This window comes from Aliiroseovarius sp., from assembly GCF_965228805.1.
In the GTDB taxonomy this organism is placed as follows: Bacteria; Pseudomonadota; Alphaproteobacteria; order Rhodobacterales; family Rhodobacteraceae; genus JASBTN01.
Window position 1 is genome coordinate 1,431,884 of sequence record NZ_CBDDIE010000003.1, and the last position, 19,564, is coordinate 1,451,447.

General features: G+C 63.7%; 19 protein-coding genes. 8 read left to right on the forward strand and 11 right to left on the reverse strand.

Annotated features, from left to right (window positions below):
* Positions 1–25 precede the first annotated feature (25 nt).
* The 3 genes from ACO07D_RS08195 (at position 26) to ACO07D_RS08205 (ending at position 3,082) form a co-directional block, all read left to right on the forward strand.
* Complete coding sequence (locus ACO07D_RS08195; RefSeq protein WP_421702458.1) at positions 26–1,219, forward strand: sugar transporter; 1,194 nt, start codon at positions 26–28, stop codon at positions 1,217–1,219.
* 15 nt (positions 1,220–1,234) lie between these two features.
* The gene (locus ACO07D_RS08200) at positions 1,235–1,888 is read left to right on the forward strand and encodes an ABC transporter ATP-binding protein (protein WP_421702459.1); all 654 of its coding nucleotides are present in this window, start codon (positions 1,235–1,237) and stop codon (positions 1,886–1,888) included.
* 78 nt (positions 1,889–1,966) lie between these two features.
* The gene (locus tag ACO07D_RS08205; protein WP_421702460.1) at positions 1,967–3,082 is read left to right on the forward strand and encodes a polysaccharide biosynthesis/export family protein; all 1,116 of its coding nucleotides are present in this window, start codon (positions 1,967–1,969) and stop codon (positions 3,080–3,082) included.
* Between the two features lie 3 nt (positions 3,083–3,085).
* On the opposite strand, the gene ACO07D_RS08210 is transcribed toward ACO07D_RS08205, so the two are convergent.
* Together ACO07D_RS08210 and ACO07D_RS08215 are read right to left on the reverse strand one after the other, a co-directional pair.
* Positions 3,086–3,994 (reverse strand): rhodanese-related sulfurtransferase, encoded by a 909-nt coding sequence (locus ACO07D_RS08210; protein WP_421702461.1) that lies wholly within the window; start codon positions 3,992–3,994, stop codon positions 3,086–3,088.
* A 9-nt stretch (positions 3,995–4,003) separates the two neighbouring features.
* On the reverse strand, positions 4,004–4,432 hold the full coding sequence (locus ACO07D_RS08215) for a hypothetical protein (RefSeq protein ID WP_421702462.1): 429 nt from the start codon (positions 4,430–4,432) through the stop codon (positions 4,004–4,006).
* Between the two features lie 94 nt (positions 4,433–4,526).
* Here ACO07D_RS08215 and pncA point away from each other — a divergent pair, with 94 nt between their 5' ends.
* Both pncA and pncB read left to right on the forward strand, forming a co-directional pair.
* Positions 4,527–5,132: a bifunctional nicotinamidase/pyrazinamidase gene (gene pncA, locus ACO07D_RS08220; RefSeq protein WP_421702463.1), complete on the forward strand. Its 606-nt coding sequence runs from the start codon at positions 4,527–4,529 to the stop codon at positions 5,130–5,132.
* A 74-nt stretch (positions 5,133–5,206) separates the two neighbouring features.
* Complete coding sequence (pncB, locus tag ACO07D_RS08225; protein WP_421702464.1) at positions 5,207–6,499, forward strand: nicotinate phosphoribosyltransferase; 1,293 nt, start codon at positions 5,207–5,209, stop codon at positions 6,497–6,499.
* A gap of 95 nt (positions 6,500–6,594) precedes the next feature.
* Here pncB and ACO07D_RS08230 read toward each other — a convergent pair whose 3' ends face one another.
* The 8 genes from ACO07D_RS08230 to ACO07D_RS08265 form a co-directional block, all read right to left on the reverse strand.
* Positions 6,595–7,536 carry a phosphotransferase enzyme family protein gene (locus ACO07D_RS08230; protein ID WP_421702465.1) on the reverse strand — a complete coding sequence of 314 codons (942 nt, stop codon included), beginning with the start codon at positions 7,534–7,536 and terminating at the stop codon, positions 6,595–6,597.
* Positions 7,533–8,810, reverse strand: a complete 1,278-nt coding sequence (locus ACO07D_RS08235) for an aspartate aminotransferase family protein (protein ID WP_421702466.1) — start codon at positions 8,808–8,810, stop codon at positions 7,533–7,535. Before ACO07D_RS08235 ends, ACO07D_RS08230 begins: the two co-directional genes overlap by 4 nt.
* Positions 8,811–9,230: an alternative ribosome rescue aminoacyl-tRNA hydrolase ArfB gene (arfB, locus tag ACO07D_RS08240; RefSeq protein WP_421702467.1), complete on the reverse strand. Its 420-nt coding sequence runs from the start codon at positions 9,228–9,230 to the stop codon at positions 8,811–8,813.
* Between the two features lie 302 nt (positions 9,231–9,532).
* Complete coding sequence (locus tag ACO07D_RS08245) at positions 9,533–10,174, reverse strand: queuosine precursor transporter (RefSeq protein ID WP_421702468.1); 642 nt, start codon at positions 10,172–10,174, stop codon at positions 9,533–9,535.
* Positions 10,175–10,268: 94 nt separating this feature from the next.
* Complete coding sequence (locus ACO07D_RS08250; protein ID WP_421702469.1) at positions 10,269–11,162, reverse strand: esterase-like activity of phytase family protein; 894 nt, start codon at positions 11,160–11,162, stop codon at positions 10,269–10,271.
* Positions 11,135–12,007, reverse strand: coding sequence for a penicillin-insensitive murein endopeptidase (gene mepA / locus ACO07D_RS08255; protein WP_421702470.1), 873 nt, complete (start codon positions 12,005–12,007; stop codon positions 11,135–11,137). Before mepA ends, ACO07D_RS08250 begins: the two co-directional genes overlap by 28 nt.
* Positions 12,004–13,341, reverse strand: coding sequence for an MFS transporter (locus tag ACO07D_RS08260; RefSeq protein WP_421702471.1), 1,338 nt, complete (start codon positions 13,339–13,341; stop codon positions 12,004–12,006). The genes mepA and ACO07D_RS08260 overlap by 4 nt, the downstream gene beginning before the upstream one ends.
* A 57-nt stretch (positions 13,342–13,398) precedes the next feature.
* On the reverse strand, positions 13,399–13,929 hold the full coding sequence (locus ACO07D_RS08265; protein ID WP_421702472.1) for an acyl-CoA thioesterase: 531 nt from the start codon (positions 13,927–13,929) through the stop codon (positions 13,399–13,401).
* 127 nt (positions 13,930–14,056) lie between these two features.
* On the opposite strand from ACO07D_RS08265, the gene ACO07D_RS08270 reads away from it, so the two are divergent.
* From ACO07D_RS08270 to yaaA, 3 genes are all read left to right on the forward strand, one after another.
* Positions 14,057–14,344, forward strand: coding sequence for a YggT family protein (locus ACO07D_RS08270; RefSeq protein ID WP_421702473.1), 288 nt, complete (start codon positions 14,057–14,059; stop codon positions 14,342–14,344).
* Between the two features lie 66 nt (positions 14,345–14,410).
* Positions 14,411–16,456: a DNA helicase RecQ gene (gene recQ, locus ACO07D_RS08275; RefSeq protein ID WP_421702474.1), complete on the forward strand. Its 2,046-nt coding sequence runs from the start codon at positions 14,411–14,413 to the stop codon at positions 16,454–16,456.
* 2 nt (positions 16,457–16,458) lie between these two features.
* Positions 16,459–17,223 (forward strand): peroxide stress protein YaaA, encoded by a 765-nt coding sequence (gene yaaA / locus ACO07D_RS08280; protein ID WP_421702475.1) that lies wholly within the window; start codon positions 16,459–16,461, stop codon positions 17,221–17,223.
* Position 17,224: 1 nt separating this feature from the next.
* Here the strand turns inward: yaaA and ACO07D_RS08285 are convergent, their stop codons facing one another.
* Complete coding sequence (locus ACO07D_RS08285) at positions 17,225–19,426, reverse strand: ATP-binding protein (RefSeq protein WP_421702476.1); 2,202 nt, start codon at positions 19,424–19,426, stop codon at positions 17,225–17,227.
* Positions 19,427–19,564: the final 138 nt, after the last annotated feature.

Genomic DNA, 19,564 nt, shown 5'->3' on the forward strand with positions numbered 1-19,564 from the left:
TTGCGGGCAACCCTAGGCTGATCACATGGATAAAGCAAACCCGGACGCAATGAAAGCCACACCGGAGGGTGGTGGCAAAGCCACGCCGGTCATGCGTGCCCAGCCTGCCGGTCCGTCGCGGATGCGGCGGCGGCACGTCGGCCTGTTGCGCAGCTTCTACCTGGTCGTCTGCCTGCCACTGATCGTGGCGGCGGGATATCTCTATTTCGTTGCGCAGCCGCAGTTCGCCTCGACCATGGGTTTCGCAGTGCGCAGCGAAGAGGCCGCCGCGCCAGCCGATCTTCTGGGCGGCATCGTCTCGTTGTCCGGCAACTCCTCGGGGTCGGATACGGATGTGTTGTTCGAGTTCATTCGCAGTCAGCGTATGGTTCGTGCGGTGGATCAGCGCATGGGGCTGCGCACCATCTGGTCGGCACCTGGCGATCCGGTCTTCGGCGTGGCCGAGGATGCGTCGGTTGAGGATTTGCTTTCCTACTGGCAGCGCATGGTCAAGGTCTTCTACGATAGCAGTTCCGGGCTGATCGAGCTGCGTATCCATGCGTTCGAACCGGAACAGGCCCAGGCGTTGGGCCGGGTGATCTTCGAGGAAAGCTCCCTGCTGATCAACGATCTCTCTGCCATCGCGCGAGAGGATGCGACCCGCTATGCGGCGGATGAGCTGGAGCTTGCGGTGGAACGTCTGCGCGTGGCACGCCAAGCGGTGGCCGAGTTCCGCCTGCGCACCCAGATCCTGGATCCCGAGGCCGATATCCTGGGCCGTATGGGGCTGCTCAATAGCCTGCAGGAACAGCTTGCCTCGGCGCAAATCGAGCTGGACATCGTGAACCAGACCACCTCGGAAAGCGATCCGCGGGTCGAACGGGCGGAACGGCGCGTGATGGTGATCGAGGAACGCATCACCCAGGAACGTGCGCGTTTCTCGACCGACGAAGGCAACGAACATGGCGCCTATGCCAATCTGGTCGGCGAATATGAAGGCCTGGCGGTTGACCTTCAGTTTGCCCAGACCTCCTATCTTTCGGCGCTGACCGCATTCGAAGCCGCCCGCGCCGAGGCGCTGCGCAAGTCGCGTTACCTGGCGGCCTATGTCGAACCGACCCTGGCCGAAACCGCCGAATACCCGCAGCGCCTGCTGACCCTCTTGATCCTGGGCGGTTTCCTGTTTGGCATCTGGGCCACGCTGACGATGATCTATTACTCCGTACGGGACCGCAGGTAAGCCGGGGAACATGCCATGATCCAGCTGGTGGACTTGTGGAAGACCTATCGCCTGCGTGGCCGCGAGACCCATGTGGCGCGCGGCATGAATGCGACGTTCGAGACCGGCAGCGCGGTTGCCTTGCTGGGGCGCAATGGCGCGGGCAAGTCGAGCCTTCTGCGTATGATCGCGGGAACGATGGACCCGGATCAAGGCGACATCCTGTCGACCGGCACGATCTCCTGGCCCGTAGGGTTTTCCGGCAGTTTCCACCCGGATCTGACCGGCGCGCAGAACACCACCTTTATCGCCCGGGTCTATGGTGTCGACACCGCCGAGCTACGTGATTTCGTCGAGGAGTTTGCCGAGCTGGGCCAGCATTTCCACCAGCCGGTGCGCAGCTATTCCTCGGGCATGAAGAGTCGTCTGGCGTTCGGCGTGTCGATGGGTATCCGCTTTGACACCTATCTTGTCGACGAGGTCACTGCCGTGGGCGATGCGAGTTTCCGGCGCAAGAGCGAAGCCCTGTTCAGCGAGCGTATGGAAAGCTCCAGCGCCATCGTTGTCACCCATTCCCTGCCCCTGGTGGAACGTATCTGCGATCGGGTGGCGGTGTTGGAAGATGGGCATCTGACCTTCTTCGACGATGTGCAGGAAGGTATCGATCACCATCAGAACAACCTGTCCTGAGGCTTGCCGCGGGCCGGTGCTCACCCTATGGTGGCCGGGCGGCTGCCACCGCCGTTTTTCGAATCCATGGGGGGACATGTGATCCGTTCGTTTCTGACGATGCTGGCCGTTCTGGCATTGACCGCATGCAGCCTGCCCCGTGGCGCCGGGGTGCAATCGGAAATCCTGTCCGCCCCCTCTGGTGATGAAGCGCCGCAGTTTGCCGTGCATATGGTGACGCGTGACTTCCTGCCCATCGCGGCCGCCTGGCCTGCCTCGCGCGCGGGACAGGACAGCGATGGCTGGATTGCGCATAGCGCGGCGCCCGCGGATCGCGCGATACAACCCTATGACATTCTGGACATCGTCGTCTGGGACAGCGAGGAAACCTCGTTGATCACCACCGAGACCCAGAAGATGGTTGATATGGAGGACATGCAGGTTTCGGCTGGTGGTACGATCTTCCTGCCCTTCGTCTCGACCGTGCAGGTGGCCGGTCTCAGCCGCACCCAGGCCCGCGCACGCATCCAGCGCAAGATGGAGGAAATCGTCCCCTCCGCCCAGGTGCAGCTGAACGTGAAGCCCGGCGCACGTGGGTCGGTCAGCGTTGTTGCGGGAGTGTCCAAGCCCGGCGCCTATCCGCTGTCGGACACGCATTATACGGTTCTGAACGCGGTTGCTGCGGCTGGCGGCGCTTCGGCGTCGATCGAGAACCCGCAGGTGCGCCTGATCCGCGCTGGAAACAGCTACGCGACCTCGCTTGAACGGCTCTATCGCGATCCGTCGCTGGATACGATCCTGCGTGGCGGCGACAAGCTGGTGGTTGAGGCCGACCCGCGCTACTTCCGCTCGCTTGGTGCAGCGCAGAAGGAAACCATCGTGCCCTTCCCGCAGGACGAAGTAACGGCGCTGGACGCCATGTCCCTGATCGGTGGTCTGGCCGACACCCGCGCCGACCCCAAGGGCATCCTGATCCTGCGCGAATATCCGGAAAGTGCGGTCAAGGACGGCATTTCCGGCCCGGAGCATGAGCGCAGCGTCTTCGTGATCGACCTGACCTCGGCGGATGGCCTGTTCTCGGCCGGGCAGTTTCGGATCGAACCGAAGGATACGGTCATGGTCAGCGAGAGCCCGATCTCCGGTGCGACCACGATCCTGGGTCTTGTGGCCAAGGTGCTCGATATCGCAAACGACGCCGACGGCCTCGACTTCTGACGATCAGCCGCGCGGCCCCATGTGTCGCGCGCCCCGCGCTGCGGCCAGGGCGACCTGCCGCTGACGTTCGCGGAAGCGCTCGCGCCGCGCCTCGTCGAACTCGTCGATGCAGAGGTGGCAGCTGACCCCGTCCTCATACTCGGGTCGCACCTTGTCCTCGGGGCGGATCGGACGGCGGCAGGCGTGGCACATGACATGCGGCCCCTCGACCAGCCCGTGGCCCACCGAGACCCGCCCATCAAAGACGAAACATTCGCCTTCCCAGCTGCTGTCCTCGGCCGGGACCTGTTCCAGGTACTCCAGGATGCCACCCTTCAGGTGATAGACATCCTCGACCCCCTGGCTGATCAGGTAGTTGGTCGATTTCTCGCAGCGAATGCCGCCGGTGCAGAACATCGCCACACGTTTGTTGTGAAAGCGCTCCCTATTGGCCTCCCACCAGGCGGGAAACTCGCGGAAGGTGGCCGTTTCGGGATCAATCGCGCCCTCGAATGTTCCAATGGCGACCTCGTAATCATTGCGCGTGTCGATCACCACCACGTCGTCCTGACGGATCAGCTCGTTCCAGTCCTGCGGCAAGACGTAATGCCCGACGCTGGCGCGCGGGTCGACATCCGGCACGCCCATGGTCACGATCTCCTTTTTCAGGCGAACCTTCATGCGGCCGAAGGGCTGGTCGGCGGCGCTGGCTTCCTTCCAATGCAGATCGGCGCAGCCGGGCAGGGCGCGCACATGGGCCAGCACCGCGTCGATGCCCGCGCGCGGGCCCGCAATGGTGCCGTTGATCCCTTCATGCGCCAGCAGCAGCGAGCCGGTCACACCCTGCGCAACGGCAAGGTCATAAAGCGGCCCGCGGATGGCGTCGGGGTCGTCGAAACGGGTGAAGTGATAGAGCGCGGCGATCGTGTACATGGCGCCCGTCTACGCCGAGCCAAGCCCCGGATCAAGGGCCGCGACCAATGCGTCAAAGGCCTCCGCCCCCGGCAGCCCGCGTTCCGAGATCACCAGTTTCGCCTCGCCCGCGCGCAGCCACAGGTAACGGTCCTTGCGCCGCCCGCGCAGCTCGACCGAGGTCAGATCGGCCCGTGCAAGGCGCACCACCTCCCGCCGAAACAGGCTCTTCGGCGCCGAGATTGCATCAGTGTGCAAAACCACCTCGCCGCGCCGGGTCAGACCCAGATAGCCCATGGTCGTGAACACCAGGCTGGCCAGGAACAGCGCTTGCGCATACCACGCGCCGCCGCCGGTCAACAGCACCCAGCCAAGCACCGCCGTCAGCGCGCCAAAAAAGCCCAGGATCAGCAGCATCAGCCCCGGATCGGCGCGGTAGGGATAACGTAGGATCTCCATGGGGACAGTTTGGCGGGTACAACGCACAGGTCAAGCGCTTGACCGATGCGCCTGTGCCACATACCCCTGTTTGCAACCAAAACCGGAGGCCCCCATGCGCGACGCGACCGAAGCCCTGATCGTCATCGACATCCAGAATGATTTCTGCCCCGGTGGTGCGCTGGCCGTTGTGGATGGGGACGCAATCGTGCCCGGTGTGAATGGCTTGATGGCAGAGTTCGACGCGGTGGTTCTGACCCAGGATTGGCACCCGGCAGGGCACAGCTCATTTGCCTCATCGCACCCGGGGCAAGATCCGTTCGGCATGATCGAGATGCCCTACGGCACCCAGGTGCTCTGGCCCGATCACTGCGTGCAGGGCAGCCACGGCGCGGCGTTTCATGATGGGCTTGTCACGGACCCTGCCGATCTGGTGATCCGCAAGGGGTTTCGCCCCGGTGTCGACAGCTATTCCGCCTTCTTCGAGAACGACAAGACCACGCCCACCGGGCTGGAAGGCTACCTCCGCACGCGGGGCATTACGCGCCTGACCATGGTCGGCCTCGCCACCGATTTCTGCGTGGCCTATTCCGCCATTGACGGTGCCAACCTGGGCTTTGACGTCACAGTGCGCCGGGACTTGTGCCGCGCGATTGATCTGGACGGGTCTCTGGCGGCTGCCACGCAGCAGATGGAAGAGGCCGGCGTCACCCTCCTTTGAGGGAGCATTCCACCCGGCCCCTACACAAGCCCTGAAACTTGCGCTACCCATGGCCGGAACAAAGGAACACGCCCATGGTCGATATCGCCACCCGCGTCTATAACCACCATTGGAAGATCGACCCGATCGTACGGTCGCTCATCGACACGGATTTCTACAAGCTTCTGATGTGCCAATCTGTGTTCCGCAACCGTGCGGACACGCAGGTGACCTTCAGTCTGATCAACCGCACGTCTTCGGTGCCGCTGGCCAAGCTGATTGACGAAGGCGAATTGCGTGAGCAGTTGGATCACATCCGTTCGCTCAGCCTGTCGCGCGGGGAAAGCACCTGGCTGCGCGGCAACACCTTCTATGGAAAACGTCAGATGTTCCGCCCGGATTTCATGGAATGGTTCGAAGCGCTGCGCCTGCCCGCCTATCACCTGGAGCGCGTGGGCGATCAGTATGAACTGACCTTCGAAGGCTCCTGGCCCGAGGTCATGCTGTGGGAAATCCCGGCCCTGTCGGTGCTGATGGAGCTGCGGAGCCGCGCGGTGCTCCGCGATATGGGCAAGTTCGAGCTGCAGGTGCTCTATGCCCGGGCGATGACCAAACTGTGGGAAAAGATCGAAGTGCTGCGCAGCGTGGACCGCGTGCGTATCGCCGATTTCGGCACGCGCAGACGTCACAGTTTCCTGTGGCAGGACTGGTGTGTGCAGGCGATGATCGAGGGGTTGGGTGAGAAATTCGTCGGCACATCGAACTGCCGGATCGCGATGAAGCGCGATATCGAGGCGATCGGCACCAATGCGCATGAACTGCCGATGGTCTACGCGGCCCTGGCCGAGGGAGATGACGCGCTGCGCCAAGCGCCCTATGAGGTGCTGGCCGATTGGCACGAGGAACACGAGGGCAACCTGCGTATCATCCTGCCCGACACCTATGGCACCAAGGGGTTCCTGGACGGCGCGCCGGACTGGCTGGCGGGCTGGACGGGCATTCGCGTCGACAGCGGCGATCCGGCTGAAGGCGCGGAAACCGCGATCCGCTGGTGGGAAGAGCGTGGCGAGAACCCGCGCAAGAAGATGGTGATCTTCTCGGACGGTCTGGACGTGGAAAAGATTGTCGAGTTGCAGCGGCAATTCGCAGGCCGCGTCAAGCCGAGCTTCGGCTGGGGCACGCTTTTGACCAATGACTTCCGGGGGCTGGTGCCCGAGGATCGGCTGGCACCGTTTTCACTGGTCTGCAAGGCGGTGTCCGCCAATGGGCGGCCCACGGTGAAACTGTCGGACAATCCGAACAAGGCGATGGGCCCGGCGGAAGAAATCGACCGCTACAAACGCGTCTTCGGCGTGGGCGCGCAGACCGAGATGGATGTGTTCGTCTGACCCCCGCCCACCCCGGCGCGGCTCCCGCCCTGGCTGGCCGCGCGCGCTTGGCTACGTGTTGCCAACCCACCCCGCCCCGCCGGGGCAGGCTTATCTTAGTCGGCCAGGAAGGCCCGCGCTGCTTTCACCGCGCGATCCGTGTAGAGCTGCAGGGTTTCAGGGGTCTGAGCGTAGCGCGGCACCGCCCATCCCATAGAGGCAAAACGGCGCAGCATGAGGAACATGTCGAGCAGCTCCTCCGCCTCGTCGGACAGATCGCGCAGCTCCCGATACCCGGCAAGTGCCGCCGCCCGGATGGCGGGGTAGGCGGGTTCATCCACGTTCTGGCTCATCATCACCGCAAGATCATAGAGCCGGAAGCCGAAGCCCGCGTCGTCGAAGTCGATCAGGGTGATCGCGCCATCCTTCACGAAAGCATTCTCGCGCAGCACATCGGCGTGGATCAGACCGAAATCGGCGCCGTTTTCGGCAAAGGCCTGGGCGCGGTCGCGGGCCACGGCGCGGGCGCGGTTGATCAGGGGACGCTCCTCGGCCGTCAGCGCGGGGCATTCCCAGAACCGGCCCCAGAACGGGGCCTCGCCCAACAGCCCGTCCAGATCCCAGGCATGGCGGTGAAACCCGTCGGGCAGCTCCATCGCGTCGGTCAGGTTGTGCATGCGCGCCACTTCCCGTCCAAGAGCGTGAAACAGCGCGGCCTGTTCGGCTTCGGTCCCGTCCAGCGGCACGCCGCCTTCGCCAATGGGTTCACCTTCGACCCAGGTGACCACCGTGGCGAGCCGCCCGGTCGACAGGGTCATGACCTGCCGACCGTCCGGGGTCGATACCGGGGCGGGCACGGACATGCCAGCGCGGGCCAGTTCGCCCATCCAGGTGATCTCGGACCGGATGGCGGGCTCGGACTGATAACCCGGGCGGTGCAGGCGCAGGGCGGCGCGGTCGCTGCCGATGCGCACCTCATGGACGACGTTTTCGCGATCCTTGATCAGGCGGACATGGCGCGCACCCCAGGCGCGCAGGGCTTCTTTAAGCTCGCTCATGCGGGCAGGGCCTTCAGGGCGGTGTCCAGGGTCCCGACCAACAGGTCGGCCTGGTCATGCGAGAAACACATCGGTGGGCGGATCTTCAGGATATGCCGGTCGCGGCCCATCGAGCTGGTCAGGATCCCGCGCGTGCGCAGGTCTTCCACCAGATCCTTTACGAAGCCGGTCGCGGGCGTCAGCTCCGGCCCTTCGGCGAATTCGACCGCCAGGAACATGCCTGCCCCACGCACATCGGCGATGAGCGGATGATCCAGTTGGTCTAGCTGCTTCAACGCGTGGGTGCCCACCTCATGGGCCTGCTGCTGCAGACCTTCTTCCTCCAACACGTCCAGCACAGCTGAGGCCGCCGCCGCTGAAACCGGGTTTCCGCCGAACGTGTTGAAATAGCTGAAGGTATTGCGGAACTCTGCCAGCACCTCAGGCCGTGCCACCACCGCGGCCACCGGGTGGCCATTGCCCATCGGTTTGCCCATTGTCACGACGTCCGGCACCAGCCCGATACGTTCATGTCCCCAGAAATCTGACCCCGTGCGGCCAAAGCCCGGCTGCACCTCGTCGGCGATGATCAGCCCGCCGGCCGCGCGCACGACCTTGGATACCGGATCCAGAAAGCCGCGCTCCAGCATCGGCACGCCTTCGTTGGCAAAGAACGGGTCCAGGATCAGCCCGGCAAAACCGTGGCCTTCGGCGTCCAATTCGGCAATCGCCTTCGCGACCTCGGCGGCAAAGGCCTCCGCCTGTGCCTCCAGCGAGCCACCCAGAGGGCGCAGCTTGTCCGGCGATGGCACCTTCTTCACATAGCCCACCGGACCGCCAATCGGCGTACGTTTCGACGACAGGTGACTGACCAGGTCGGTGTTGCCGTGATAGGTGTTGTCGGTGCCGATGATGCCCATCTTGCCCGTCACCGCCCGGGCCATGCGCAGGGCGATGTCATTCGCCTCGGACCCGGTGCAGACCATGATCATCGCGTCCAGATCATGGCGCAGGGTGGCGGTCAGGCGTTCGGCATAGTCCAGGATACCCTCGTGCAAATACCGCGTGTGGGTGTTCAGGGTCGAGGCCTGTTTGGTAATCGCCTCGACCACCTTCGGGTGGCAATGTCCGACATGGGGCACATTGTTGTAGCAATCCAGGAACCGGTTTCCACCCGCATCCCAGACCCAGGCACCTTCGCCGCGCACCAGGTGCACCGGATCGCGGTAGAAGGTGGTCATGTTCGGGCCGAGCAAGCGCTCGCGCCGCTCCAGCATCGCCTTGGTATCGGTCATTCAGTCCTCCTGCACGCGGCCCCTCAGGGCCTTGACCTGGCCGCGTTTGGTCTTGGCGTCCATGCGGCGGCGTTTCGACCCGAGGGTCGGTTTGGTAGGGATGCGCCGTTTCGGCGCGACCAGCGCCTTGCGGATCATCTCGGCCAGCCGTTCGGCGGCAATCTCGCGGTTTCGAGCCTGGCTGCGCGTGTCCTCGACCCTGAGGATGATGGCGCCCTCCTGGGTCCATTTACGCCCGGCGATGCGTTTCAGCCGCCGCTTGACCGCTTCCGTCAGCGCGGGGCTGCGCGCGGCCTCAAACCGTAGCTCGACGGCGGTCGAGACCTTGTTGACGTTCTGCCCGCCCGGGCCCGACGAGCGGCTGAACTGCTCCGTCAGTTCCCAGTCCTGCAGGATGATATCGTCGGTTATTCGGATCATGGGGCAGGTTTAACGCTCCAAGCTTGAAATGACTATATTTAACACGTGAAGCAAATCAACAGGTTTCTTTACAAACCAAAAGGGCCGCCCACGTTGGGACGACCCTTCCGAGAATTTGGAGGTGTGGGCCGGTTAGACTGCTCGCCAGTCCGGCCCGCTTATCTTGTCGGGGGCTGCCCCGACAAACAGCGTCCTAGACTGTCCCGGCACCTCGCTCCGTTGCATCTCTTGACATGGACACCTCCTTTCTCGCTGTTTCGATACTAGGAGCGTGCCACATATTTTGCGTTTGTCAAAACTTTTCACGCAACACTTGGTGAAAGTTTTGTGACCAACAGGCGGAACGGCACCAGTGCGATCAGTGCGATCGACAGTTTCACCAGCCAGTCGGCAACCGCCAGAGACACCCACAGCGGGGCCTCGGGACCCGTTGTCAGGAAGGGCGCAGCGCCCCAGGCCCAGTTGATCGCCGCATCGGCATTTTCGCCGAAGAAGGTGATGGAAGCCGAAAACGCAATCGTGAAGAACAGCGCGGTGTCGACCACCGAACCAACAAGGGTCGAGGCCAGCGGTGCGCGCCACCAGCTGCCTTCGCGCAGGCGGTTGAACACCGCCACGTCCAGCATCTGCGCGCAGAGGAAAGCGATGCCCGAGGCAACGGCGACCCGCAGCGGAACGGCGGCATAGGTGAACCCGTCGCCCTGCAGCATGATCTGGCTGCCGATCAGCGAGCAGACCACCCCGGTCACGAAACCGGCCAGCACCACCTTGCGGGCGGGGCCTGCGCCATAGATGCGGTTCATCACGTCGGTGACGAGGAAAGCGAAAGGATAGGTAAAGGCACCCCAGGTCAAAAGACCGTCCAGCAGCAGGAACTGCACCAGGATGTTGGAGGCCACCACGATGGCGGCCATGGCGAGAACGCCAGGAAGAAGTCGTGTCATAGCTTTGATCCGTTTTGACAAGGTAGCGGCGACTTGGTGCCCGCCTCACGCGGGAACGGACGGGGTCTATACCCGGCGCCCCTGCCGCGTCAAGTCATTCCGGAATGACGTATTCCACCAGCTCGGTGCGCTGGAACGACTTGAAATTGTCGTCCGAGACCATGGTCAGCCGGATCCGCCCCTTGCGATCGCGCCAGACGGACAGGCCCTCAAGGTTGTCATGCTTGCCAACTGGGCTCTGCAACAGTTGCTCTTCATTGACCAGGCCCTGGGGGGTGATGTCGAAGCGACGCACGCGGCTGGTAAAGCCAAAGATGCCCGCCAGGTTTCTCTCGAGCAGATAGAATTTGCCATCCGGCCCGATGTCCGCTCCGACCGGCAGGAAGGGTGCGCGGCGTGGGATTGTAAAGGGCTGCGACCAGCGTCCGTTCTTGAACCGGTAGACGGGGAAGGGGCGGGTGGTCGTGCCAGACCGTTCCGGCAGGGTATAGAGCGCCCCGTCGGGGCCAATTGCCAGCGCCTCGAAGGAGGAGTTGAGCTGCATGCCCTCGAAATCCGGGTGGCGCGGCAACTCGGTCGGGATGGCACGGGCGTCAGTCTGGCGATTTACCCGGGCAATGCCCTCGTAGGAGATGAACAGCGTGCCGTCCGGCGCCATCGCCAGCCCCTCGCTGTCGCCGTGATACTGCGGCAGACGTTTGCCATTCGTGTGGCGCAGCGGTTTGTAGCGGCTGACGGTGATCTGGCTGATCTGTTCATCCGCGCGCTCCAGACGCCCTTCCAGGATGAACCCACGGTCTGAAATGGCCACGAAGCGCGTGCCGTCCGCGGTCAGCTCCAGCCCGGACAAGCCGCCGAAGAACTTATGGTCGTGGCGCCAGGTCACGTCAGACAGCAGCTGCGCCCGCCCGGAGGGGGCGGCGCGCAGGGTCAGGCCAACGGCCAGGGCCGCCACGGCCCCTATCGCGAGGACAAGACGGCGGCGCATTGGCGGGGCAGGTCCGACAGGGTGAGTTCACGGCGTGGTTTCGGCGGTGGCGCGTTCGGGTCGGGCGGGGGCAGGGGGATGGTCCTGAGGATATGCATGCCCACCCAGGTCCGGGCTTCGTCGCAGCCGTCGCCGGGCGGGGGCGGGGCCTGGTCCTCGCATTTTCCCGATCCGCGCGGGCAGTTCAGCCGCACGTGGAAATGGTAATGATGCCCCCACCAGGGCCGGATTTTGCGTAGCCAAGCGCGGTCGCCTTTTTCATCCGCACACATCTGCACCTTCGCGCCGCCAAAGATGAAAATACGCGCCACGCGCGGGTCTTGCGCGGCGGCTTTCAGGATCTCGTGATGGGCGCGGGTCCATTTGTCGTTCACATAGGCGCCGTTCGCCCGCCGCATCGAAATCGCGCTGATATGCTCTCGCTCCGACGGGCTGAGGGTCAGGTTGCGCGGCGGGCGCAGCCAGATGTCGACATCCAACCCGAGCTGGTGGCTGCGATGGCCCGAGACCATCGGCCCGCCGCGCGGCTGCGAGATATCGCCGATGTACAACCCGTTCCAGCCAGGCTGCTGGGCGGCCTTGCGCGACAGGTCCTTGATGTAATCAATCGTCACCGGGTGACCCCAATTGCGGTTGCGGCTCAGCCGCATCGCCTGCCAGGTCGGCCCGGTTTCCGGCAGCTGCACGCCGCCCGCCAGGCAGCCCTTGCTGTAGAACCCAAAGGCGCGCGCGCGTTGATCCGACCCAGCCCTCGCCGCGCCGAACCGGTATTTCACCGCCTCTTCCGCAATGGCAGAGGCAGGAAAGACGGCAATAAGGACGGCAAAAAGAATGCGTTTGATCATGAAGAACTGGCCTGCCCGTTGGGTTGCACCCAGCGTAGCAGAACAAGTCCGATCACGAAAAGCACGATCAGCGGAATGACGCCCAGCTGCTGGCTGCCGGTCAGCGCGGTCACCACGCCGATCGCAAAGGGTGCGATGAAGCTGGTCGCCTTGCCTGCCAGGGCATAGAGCCCGAAGGCCTCGGTCATGCGTTCGGGGTTGGCCTGGCGCACCATCATCGTGCGGCTGGCCGATTGCAGCGCCCCGCCGCCCGCGCCGATCACGGCCCCCAGCACGTAGAACGCAATGTCGGGTAGGCTGCTGTCCGCACCCACGGCCATGCCGAAGACGCTCTCGCGTGAGATGAAGACGAAGCAGATCGCCACCGCCGTCAGAACCGCAATGCAGAAGGTAATGACCGGTTTCGGTCCGAAGGCATGGTCCGCCTTGCCGCCGAGCCAGGCAAAGATCGCGCCGGTGATGATCGCGACGATGCCGAAGATGCCGACGTTGACAACGCTCCAGTTCAGCACCCCGGCCGCGTAGATGCCGCCGAAGGTGTAAATGCCGTTCAGCGCGTCGCGGTAGAACATCGAACTGCTCAGATAGGCAAAGAGGCTGGGCGTCTGCGGTAGGCGCTTGATGGTGCGGCCCAGCTCGCTCATTGCATGACGGATCAGGAGCGGGTCGGGGTTGGTGTGTTTCGGATCCCGCACCCAGAGGAAGAAGGGCACCATGAAGACGATGAACCAGATTGCCGTCAGCGGCCCGACGAACCGCGTGCCCTCCCGTGCCTCCGGGTCCAGGCCCAGCAGAGGCTTTATCCCGATCAGCGTCTTGCCCTCAGGGCTTTCGGCAAACAGCGTCAGCATGATCACAAGAGCAATCAGCCCGCCGACATAGCCGAAGGCCCAGCCATTTCCGGACAGCCGACCAATCTCTTCCTTCGTGCCAAGGTCGGGCAGCATCGAGTTGGTAAAGATCGTCGCGAACTCCATACCGATGAGGCCTATGGCGAAAAGCACGAAAATCCAGGTCAGGCTGGGCAGATCGGGCGCGGCGAACCAGATACCGAAGCCGCCGACCACATACATCAGCGAAAACAGCCAGATCCAGCGCAGGCGATTGCCCGAATTGTCCGCGATGGCGCCCAGAATCGGGGCCAGCACGGCAATGCAGAGCCCGGCAAACCCCACGGTAAACCCCCAGGTCGCCTGCGCCTCGGCCCCGTCGCCGATCAGCGATTTGATATAGGGGCCGAAGACGAAGGTCAGCACCAGCGTATTATAAGGCTGGCTGGCCCAGTCGAAGAAGAACCAGCCCCAAATACGTTTCTTTGCGGAAATCTCGGCCATGCCTGCTGCCCCCTGTTTTGCCCGATATGACAGGGGAATGGGCGCCGGGGCAAGGATTTACATCTCGGGTGGCCAAGGGCGCTGGGAGTCGGCCGCGATCCAGGCTTCTGCCCAGTCGGGCAGAGTGGGGCTGGTCGGGTCCAGGTTCATGGCGCCCGCGACCTCGGCCGTCGGCACTGCGCCGCCTTTGGACGTCACCGCAGTGCGCAAGAGCACATGGCTGGTGCAGGCACCTTTCACCCACATGCTCTGTTCGATGTAGAAGAACCGTTCGTCCCAGCCCAGTAACCGCGTCTTCATCTCGATCCGCTGAAATGCCGTCACCCGTTTGCGGTACCGGATCGAACCGCCCGCGACGGCGATGCCCCATTTGTTGTCCAACACGGCCTTCGAAAAGCCCACGCGCCCGCCCATTGGCACCCGTCCCAGGTCATAGAGCGTCAGAGTGCGCCCGTTGTTCAGCTCCATCCACAGGTCCAGATCCCAGGGCCAGCAGATGTGGTGGCTGACATGGGTATCGAAGATGCTCATTCCATCGGGTTTACGATGTTTGAACAGATCCTTGGCAAGACGAAAGATGGGGTACATGGCGCGCGCTCCTCTACTCCGGCCATGGTTTAACTTGACGTGCGCGTCAACCACGACATCGCGTCAGGCTTGTGCTTTTCGCTCATGGTGATTACCTCAGCGCAGAACGACGGATAGGAGAGCATCAATGCTTGCGATTTACGGCCCCCTGCAACTGATCCTCGGCGTGGTGTATTTCTTCATCATCGTGCATTTCATCATGTCCTGGCTGATTACCTTTCAAGTGTTGAACCTGCGGCAGCCCGTGGTTTCGCAAATCTGGTACAGCCTCAACCGGTTGATGGAGCCGATCTACGGCCCGATCCGTCGTTTCCTGCCGGACCTGGGCGGTATCGACCTGGCCCCGCTGGTGGCGATCCTGATCGTGATCTCGCTGCGTACATACATCCTGCCGGTCATTTTCGGCTTCGCCTGAGGCTTGCCCCCGGCGCGCGCGCGTGGGATTGTCTGACCCGAGAACGAGCAGACAATCCTGACACCTATGCCCCGCGACCTTGACCTGTTGAAATCTGTTTTCGGCTTCGATGCCTTCCGGCCCGGCCAGGAGGAGATCGTCGAGGCCGTGACCGCGGGCGAAAACACCCTGGCAATCATGCCGACGGGTGGCGGGAAATCCCTGTGTTTCCAACTGCCGGCCCTGCTGCGTGACGGGGTAACGGTGGTCATCTCGCCGCTGATTGCGCTGATGCGCGACCAGGTGCGCGCGTTGAAGGCGGCGGGGGTCGAGGCGGGTGCGCTAACCTCCGGCAACACCGAGGAAGAAACCGACGAGGTCTTTGCCGCCCTGAACGAAGGCCGCCTGAAGCTTTTGTATATCGCGCCGGAACGGCTGGCCTCCGGTGGGGCGATGAACATGCTGCGTCGGATCGGCGTCGGTCTGATCGCCGTCGATGAAGCGCATTGCGTGTCCCAATGGGGTCATGATTTCCGCCCGGATTACCTGCGCATCGGCGAGTTGCGCCGCGCCTTGGATGTGCCGCTGGCCGCCTTTACCGCCACGGCGGATGAAGAAACCCGCGCCGAGATCGTGCAGAAACTCTTTGACGGCGAGGCCCCGCGCGCCTTCCTGCGCGGTTTCGACCGACCCAACATCCACCTGGCCTTCGCCGCCAAGGATGGCCCGCGCCAGCAGATCCTGCGCTTTGCCGCCGCGCGCAAGGGCCAGTCTGGCATCGTCTATTGCGCCACCCGCTCGAAGACCGAAAACCTCGCCCAGGCCCTGCGCGAGGCCGGGCATCAGGCGGTGAACTATCACGCGGGCATGGAGCCTGATGACCGGCGCAACGTCGAACGCCAGTTTCAGCAGCAGGATGGGCTGATCGTCGTCGCCACAGTGGCCTTCGGCATGGGGATCGACAAACCGGACATCCGCTGGGTCGCCCATGCCGACCTGCCCAAGTCGATCGAGGCATACTACCAGGAGATCGGCCGCGCCGGGCGTGATGGCGCGCCAGCCGAGACCCTGACCCTGTTCGGTGCCGAGGACATTCGCCTGCGCCGCTCGCAGATCGACGAGGGCCTCGCGCCGCCTGAACGCCGGGCGGCGGATCACGGGCGGCTGAACGCTCTCTTGGGTCTGGCCGAGGCGCATGGCTGCCGCCGTGTGCAGCTGTTGGGTTACTTCGGCGAGGTGGCCGAACCTTGCGGCAACTGCGACCTCTGCGACACCCCGCCCGACCTTTTCGATGGCACCGTGGATGTGATGAAGGCGCTCTCGGCGGCGCTGCGCACCGGGGAAAGTTTCGGATCGGGTCATTTGATCGACATCCTGCGCGGCACCGTGACCGACCGTATTCGCGAACGCGGCCATGATGACCTGCCGACCTTCGGCGTCGGGCGCGACCATGACAAACGGCTCTGGCAGGCGATCTTTCGCCAGATGATGGGGCTGGATCTGGTGCGCCCGGATCCGGAACGTCACGGCGCCTTGCGCATCACTGAAAAGGCCCATCCGGTTCTGCGTGGTGAGGAACCCGTGCAGCTGCGCCGCGACACGTTGAAGAAGGGCCCGCGCCGACCCGAGGTGAAACGCCTGGTCTCGGACGAGGATGAACCGCTGCTTTCCGCCCTCAAGGCCAAGCGCCGCGCGTTGGCCGAGGCTGCCCGCGTGCCGGCCTATGTCATCTTTACCGACCGCACTCTGATCGAAATGGCCGAAACCCGGCCGCAGACCCTGGACGACATGGCGCAGGTGTCCGGTGTCGGCGCGAAAAAGCTGGAGAGCTTCGGTCAGACCTTCCTTGAGGTCATTGCCGGTGATGTGCCCGAGATGCACCCGACCCGCCGCCGCCTGGCGGGGCGGTCTGCGGGCGGGCTCTATGACCGTCTGGAGGAGGCCCAGGCCGACCTGATCCGCGGTCCTGAAGGCACCGGAAAATACATGTCCTGCACCAACACCACCCTGCGCCACATCGCCGAACGCCGCCCCGGTTCGCTGAAGGATCTGGCCCGCATCCAGGGCATGAACGAGGCCAAGGCCGACCGCTTCGGCGCGGCGTTCCTGGCCATCATCCAAGAAGAGGACTGAGCATGCTCGTCACCGTCTCCCCGGCCAAGCGGCTGGACGAAAAGCCTGCCCGTGCTGATGGCGGCACCTTGCCCGCCTTTCTGGACCAGGCTGGGATCCTGGCCGAAACTGCCGGGCAGCTGACCGGCGCAGAGCTGGAGAAGCTCATGCATATCTCGCCCAAACTGGGCGCGCTGAATGCAGATCGCTTTGCCGAATTCGGCTCGGGCAAGGGCGAGAAACAGGCGATCGAGATGTTCGCGGGCGACACATATGCCGGGCTGGAAGCTGCGTCGCTTGACGACGAGGAACTGACCTACGCCCAGTCGCACCTGTGTATCCTGTCGGGGCTTTACGGGCTGTTGCGTCCGCAGGACCGGATCGCGCCGCACAGGCTTGAGATGGGCTCGCGACTGGCGAATGAACGGGGCAAGAACCTCTATGCCTTCTGGGGGGATCGCATTGCGCAGGAACTGAACGCGCGGGCGGAGGCTTCGGGCACGGATGTCTTGGTGAACTGCGCCTCGGTCGAGTATTTCTCGGCCGTTGACCCGGCGGCCCTGGGGCTGCGCGTGATCACCCCGACATTCCTGGAGATGCGGGCGGGTCAGCCCAAGGTGGTCAGTTTCTTTGCCAAGAAAGCACGCGGGTCGATGGCGCGGTTCATGATCCAGAACCGGTTGCGTGACCCCGAGGCCTTGAAAGATTTTGACCTGGGCGGGTACCGGTTCCAGCCGGACCGATCCCTGGGGGACAGCCTGGTCTTCCTGCGCGACGAAGCGGCGTGAGCTAACCGGCGGCAGCCTCGTCCGGCAAAGGCGGGCGCACCCCTTCGGGGCAGGCGCCAGCAATCTCGCCCAGGATGGCGGGTTTGCGCAGGGGCTTGGTCAGGTGGGCGTCCAGCCCGTGCGACATGATTTCCTCGCCATCACCGGTCATCGCGTGGGCGGTCAGCGCGACAATGCGGGTGGGCGGCAGGCCCTTGGCCTGTTCGGCGGCGCGAATTGTCCGGGTCGCCTCTTTGCCATCCATCATCGGCATCGAGATGTCCATGAACACAAGGTCGGGCTGGAATTCCTCCCAAGCGGCAACGGCCTCATGTCCGTTATTGGCGAACCTCAGGTCGATATCCAGCGCCTTGACCAGTTTCGAGAAGACCAGCTGGTTGGTCTTGTTGTCCTCTGCCGCCAGGATGCGCATGGTGCGGGGCAGGGCTGGCTCTTCGGCAATCGGTTCCTGCTCCGGCTCCGGTTCGGGCGCTGGTTCGGTTTCAGGTTCTGGCAGAATCAGCCCGGACAGGGCCGAGGTAAGATCGGGGCGGGTCAGCGGTTTGGCGAGGATGCCGGCGACCAGATCCCTGGCCGCCTTCGCGACCCCCCCGGTAAAGGGCGCAAGCATAAGGATTGGTGCGCGCAACCCGCCCTGCACCAACTCGGATGGCAGGGACTTGCCGTCCATTTCGGTCAGATCCTGGTCGATGAACAGTACATCGGCCCGCACAACCTCCGCGTCCAGAGCTTCGCGAGTGGCGACCATGGAGACGGAGAGTCCAAGCGCAATCAGACGCTTTTCCAGGATCGAGCGGTGCAGGTTGTCGTCCATCGCCACCACTGCATGTTTCAGACCGACGGGCAGCACCGGTTCCGGCCCGTCTTCGAGCACCGGTAGCGTCACATGGATACCGAAACAGGATCCCTGGCCTTCCTCGCTTTCGACCCAGATCTCGCCGCCCATCAGCTCAACCAGCTGCTTGGTGATGGCCAGGCCCAGCCCGGTGCCTTCGAACTTGCGGTTGCGTTCATCCTCGACCTGGTTGAACTCGCCGAAGATATGCGCCTGCATCTCCTCGGGAATACCGATGCCGCTGTCTTCGACCGTGACATGGATACGCTGACGTGGGCCCGGTTCGACCGGCAGGCCGACCACGCGGATCAGCACCTGGCCCTCGGCAGTAAATTTCACCGCATTGCCGATCAGGTTGGTCAGAACCTGGCGAATGCGGATCGGGTCGCCTTCGTATTGCGTCGGCTGGAACAGGTCGTAGTCGATCGAGACCTGCAGCCCCTTCTCCTGGATGCTCGGCCCCAGAAGGGTCACGATATCGACGATGGTGCGTTCCAGATCGAAGGGTTCGGTGTGCAGGACCATCTTGGCCGCCTCGATCTTCGAGTAATCCAGCACATCGTTGATGATGGTCAGAAGCGCGTTGCCCGAGTTGCGGATGGTTTCGACGTAAAGCTGCTGTTCCTCGTCCAGGTCGCCATCGGCCATCAGATCGGCCATGGCCACCACGCCGTTCATCGGTGTGCGGATCTCGTGTGACATGTTGGCAAGGAAGGCGGATTTGGCGCGGTTGGCGGCCTCGGCCCGGTTGCGGGCATCTTCCAGGTCTTCCTCGCGCTTGATCGTTTCGGTGATGTTCAGCCCCAGGCTGACGACGTCCCCGGTGGCGCCGCGCTGATCCACCAGCCGCACAAAGGTGCCATCGAAGAGCTTGACCACCTTGTCCGGAATCTCCGGCTCTGCCCAGCGGGTCAGCATTTCGTCCTTCCAGCTGCCGGGAGTCATCTCACCGATATCGGCAATGCCTTCCTCCAGCAGCATCTGGACCATTTCCTCGTAATGTACGCCGGGCCCGATACATTCGAGCCCGTCGAAGGGAGCCAGATAGGCCGAGTTTGCCGCGATCATCCGCCCGTCGGTGTCAAAAACCGCAAAGCCGTCCTGAATCGTTTCGACCGAATCCCACAGCCGCCGCTTGGCGATTACCACCTCGTGGCTGACCCGTTCGAGGTCCGCGCGCACCTGCTGGTTCTCGCCCTTGACCTCTTCGACCTCTTCGCGTTTCTCGACGATTTCGTCGGACAGGGCGCGGGCGTGACGGGACAGTTTGCGATTGGCCTCATGCAATTCGGCCTGCTTCTGTTCCAGAAGCCGTTCCGCCGCCATTCGAGCGCGTCGTTCCTTGGCCAGTGTGTCGTCCAGGCTCATCCCGTGTCTCCGTCCGTAGGTGGGCGTTCTGCGCCACCGTTGGTTGAGAGAATGAACAGGCAAGGTGAATACGCGGTTAACGGGTGCGAAAACGAAGTGAATGTCCGGAAAACCCGCCGTTGCCCGACTCACCCCGCC